At 50.7% G+C, this 3,824-nt stretch carries 4 protein-coding genes; all 4 read left to right on the forward strand.

Annotated elements, in window-relative coordinates:
* Positions 1 to 31 precede the first annotated feature (31 nt).
* The 4 genes from VLE72_00815 (at position 32) to VLE72_00830 (ending at position 3,710) form a co-directional block, all read left to right on the forward strand.
* Positions 32 to 595, forward strand: coding sequence for a uracil-DNA glycosylase (locus VLE72_00815; protein HSX14439.1), 564 nt, complete (start codon positions 32 to 34; stop codon positions 593 to 595).
* Between the two features lie 115 nt (positions 596 to 710).
* Positions 711 to 2,663, forward strand: a complete 1,953-nt coding sequence (locus VLE72_00820; GenBank protein HSX14440.1) for a ribonuclease J — start codon at positions 711 to 713, stop codon at positions 2,661 to 2,663.
* Between the two features lie 44 nt (positions 2,664 to 2,707).
* Entirely contained in the window at positions 2,708 to 3,247 is a 540-nt protein-coding gene (locus VLE72_00825; protein HSX14441.1) for a hypothetical protein, read from the forward strand.
* Between the two features lies 1 nt (position 3,248).
* Complete coding sequence (locus VLE72_00830) at positions 3,249 to 3,710, forward strand: pyridoxamine 5'-phosphate oxidase family protein (protein HSX14442.1); 462 nt, start codon at positions 3,249 to 3,251, stop codon at positions 3,708 to 3,710.
* The last annotated feature ends 114 nt before the right edge of the window (positions 3,711 to 3,824 follow it).

Below are 3,824 nucleotides of genomic sequence, written 5' to 3' on the forward strand. Positions count from 1 at the left end.
CTTTAGCAAAAAGGCGGTTAGTGGCAAGTAGGTGAGTAAGGCGGATGAACTCAGGCAAGTTGAGGCGGATATTGTTGCTAACCAAGTCTGCTCAGAACTCGCCAGCTCCGCCACTCAACTGGTCTTTGCCGATGGTAGCCCTGATTCCAAGATTGTCTTTATCGGCGAGGCGCCCGGGGCCAAAGAAGATGCTCAGGGTAAACCGTTTGTCGGGGCCGCTGGCCAGTTTTTGAACGAAATGCTTGAAAGCATTGGCTTAAAACGAGAGCAGGTTTACATAACGAACATCGTCAAATACCGCCCACCTGGTAATCGCGATCCAGAGCCATCCGAAATCGAAGCTTTTATGCCTTACTTGCGCCGCCAGATTGACATCATCAAACCAAAACTGATCGTATTTTTGGGCCGGCATGCCATGAGCGCCATTCTGCCGGAACTCAAAATCAGCCAGGTTCACGGGCAACCCAAGCGCAAAGACGGCCAGGTTTACCTGCCATTGTTCCACCCAGCGGCAGCTCTCTACAACGGCAGCATGCGCGAAACTTTGATGGAAGATTTTGCCAAGATACCCAAGATCCTCGAAATGATCGAATAAGTTATTAATTGTCATCCTGAACTGGTTTCAGGATCGATTCCGGATCAAGTCCGGAATGACAAATAAAGAATCAGAACAATTTAAACTATCCGCTTCTAGCGGAACGAAAGGAAACATGAAAGAAGACACATCAAATAAACCTCAGAAACCCAACCAGCCCAAATTGGCTGCGGGGACATCTCCACAATCAAAACCATCCCAGGGTTCGGCTCGACCAACGCCGGTTAAAAGCCTTGGCGCTCAAAAGTCGAATGGCAATGGTCGTAACTCTAGACGGCGTCAGCCCCAGCGCTCGCTGATGCCAGCTGTAAATGAGGTGCCGGTCAACAAAACCGTCTACAACGGCAGTGGGGGAGCGGCCACCAAACCAGTAGCAAACACTGCTAAACGGGAGCAAGCGCTGCGGATCATTCCATTGGGCGGTATGGGTGAGGTGGGCAAAAACATGATGGCGATCGAATACGGCCCGGATATCGTCGTCATCGACTTGGGCTTTGCCTTCCCAACCGAATTCGAGCCGGGGGTTGATTACACCATCCCTAAAACTGACTATCTCGAGCAGCATAAGGATAAGATCCGCGGCCACATCATCACGCACGCCCACGAGGACCACATTGGCGCCATTCCTTATGTGTTACCGAAGTTGCCGGCACCAATCTACGGCGCGCGCTTTACCCTTGGCATGATCGAAAAGAAACTCCAGGAGTTTCAACTCAAAACTCAACCTCAATATCGAGTGCTTGATCCCGATAAGCACGAACAGGTCCAATTGGGTGCCTTCAAAGTTGAGCTCATTCGGGTGACACACTCTATCCCAGATGCTTGCGCTGTATTGATCGAAACACCCGTTGGTAAGATCATCCACACCGGCGATTGGCGCCTAGACCCCGATCCGGTTGATGGCAAAAAGATGGACCTCGATCGCTTAAATGAGGTGGCCAAAGACGGCGTCTTATTGCTACTAAGCGATAGTACCAACTGTGAGGTCATGGGCCGGACACCCGGAGAAAAAACTGTCGAACCGGGTTTGACTGAGGTCTTTAAACGCCAGCAGGGCCGCATCATTGTTTCGGCCATATCTAGCAATATTCACCGTATGCAGAGCATCATCGATGCCGCCGTCGAATCAAATCGATTGGTGGCCTTTGCCGGCCGCAGCATGCTAGCTAATGTGGAATTGGCGGTAAAGCTGGGCTATTTGCGGATTCCGGCTGGCACCGTCAAACGATTGCAAGAGATGACCCACATGCCAGATGAGCAGTTCCTGATCCTATGCACGGGCCACCAGGGCGAAATCAATTCCGTCCTCAACCGCATGGCCACGGGCGACCATCCGCACGTTAAGATCAAGCCGGGTGATACGGTGGTGATGAGTTCCAGTATCATCCCGGGCAACGAAGTCTCGATCGTCAATACAGTCGACGGTTTGCTGCGCGAAGGCGCGCGGGTTTACCAGAACATTCATCGCGACCTGGATGGCTGCGGACCGCTGCATGTCTCCGGTCACGCATCGCGCGATGATCTGGCCGAAATGATCCAGATTGTAAAGCCAAAGTACTTTGTGCCCGAACACGGCGAATTCCATCATCTAATGCGCCATGCCGAGCTAGCCGTTCAAAATGGAGTAGCTAAAGACAACATCTTTGTGCTTGATAACGGTGACGTTCTGGAAATCACTGCCACTAAAGCCGCCAAGGCCCAACGAGTGCCGTCTGGCATCATCATGATCGATGGCTCCGGGATCGGCGACGTCGAGGGAGTTGTACTACGCGATCGTTTGAGTATGGCCAACGAAGGCGTATTTGTGGTGGTGGCCACAGTCAGCCGCTCAACCGGCAAGCTAGTTTCGAGCCCGGACATCATCAGTCGTGGCTTTGTCTATATGAAGGAAAACGAAGAACTCATCAACGCCGCTCGGGCCGAGGTGCGCAAGGCCTTTGAGCGCCGTGGCAGCGGGCCAGTTGATTGGGCCAAGTTCAAGCTTGATCTGCGCGACACCGTAGCCGACCTACTCTACCAAAAGACCAAGCGCAATCCGATGGTGCTGCCAGTAGTGAATGAGGTTTAGGAGCAGGCTTGTAAGTTTATTCTGGTCCAGCTATAAATATTTACATGAGCGAAGCCCTGCCCAATCAACCTGAATCGGAGTTTAAACCTGCCATCAATCCTGCGGATCTAGTCAGCGACCAGCCTCACCCAGAAACCGCCTTTGATGCTCTGCCGCCTGATCCTCAAATTGAGGCTCACAAGCAAGTCGAAGCCGATAGGCAGGAGCGGGAAACAAAACGTTCGACATTGCTGGCGGAAGGGTTTAGCCAGGCAGAAGCTAATTCGATTATTAGTAGCGGTTATGTTGCCCCAGAAATCTATGCCGATCTCGAACCGAGCGATGCCTACCTTGTGAAAGCGGCAAATAATGAAGCCGAAAAACTCAAATCAAATGTAGTCGCATTGCGCCCCGAGGCTGACTACCAACAAAGGAGAAGCGAGCAGATTGCGACTGTGAAAAAAAGTGGTACTGCCGGCCTGACTAATGAGCAAATCGAAAGAGTTGTGAGCATAGGGTACTTAATGCCACCAGAATATTCGGCCACCCCAGCCGCCGATTTATTGGAAAAGCGGCGCCAGCAAGACCTACCCAAGGCAGCCTAGCATGATAACAGACGTCGAAAAAACTATTCGAGACTACATTGACCAAGTGATTCACTTATCCTTGGCCACCAGCTCAAATGATAAGCCGTGGGTATGCGAGGTTCATTATGCCTACGACCAGGACCTAAATCTGTACTTTAGGTCTCTTGAATCAACTCGTCACAGCCAAGAGATTGCACAAAATCCCAATATCGCCGGTAATATCGTTGAGCCCCATGGATTAAAGGATAAACCCCGAGGAGTTTATTTTGAGGGTAAGGCCGAACTATTAGCAGATGTTCAGACTTCTGATCTGGCCTATATAGCTTTAAGTGATCGATTCAATTTAGGCGAAGAAATTCTAGCTGAAGCTAAAAACCAAGATGGCCATCGGTTTTATCGAATTAAGGTCAGCAAATTTTACCTTTTTGATTCAAGAGAATCGAAACCTAGTCAAAAATATGAATTGCCCTGGGCAAAATAGACCGGACAACCCTATACCCTAGCGACTCCGTAAGCGGTATAATCTAGGAGATATGGCCAAAAAACGCCGCACCAAGAAGAAGGATAACTCCAAGCCAAAGGAGGAACTCAGCCC

Source organism: Candidatus Saccharimonadales bacterium (assembly GCA_035480635.1).
In the GTDB taxonomy this organism is placed as follows: domain Bacteria; phylum Patescibacteriota; class Saccharimonadia; order UBA4664; family DATIHN01; genus DATIHN01.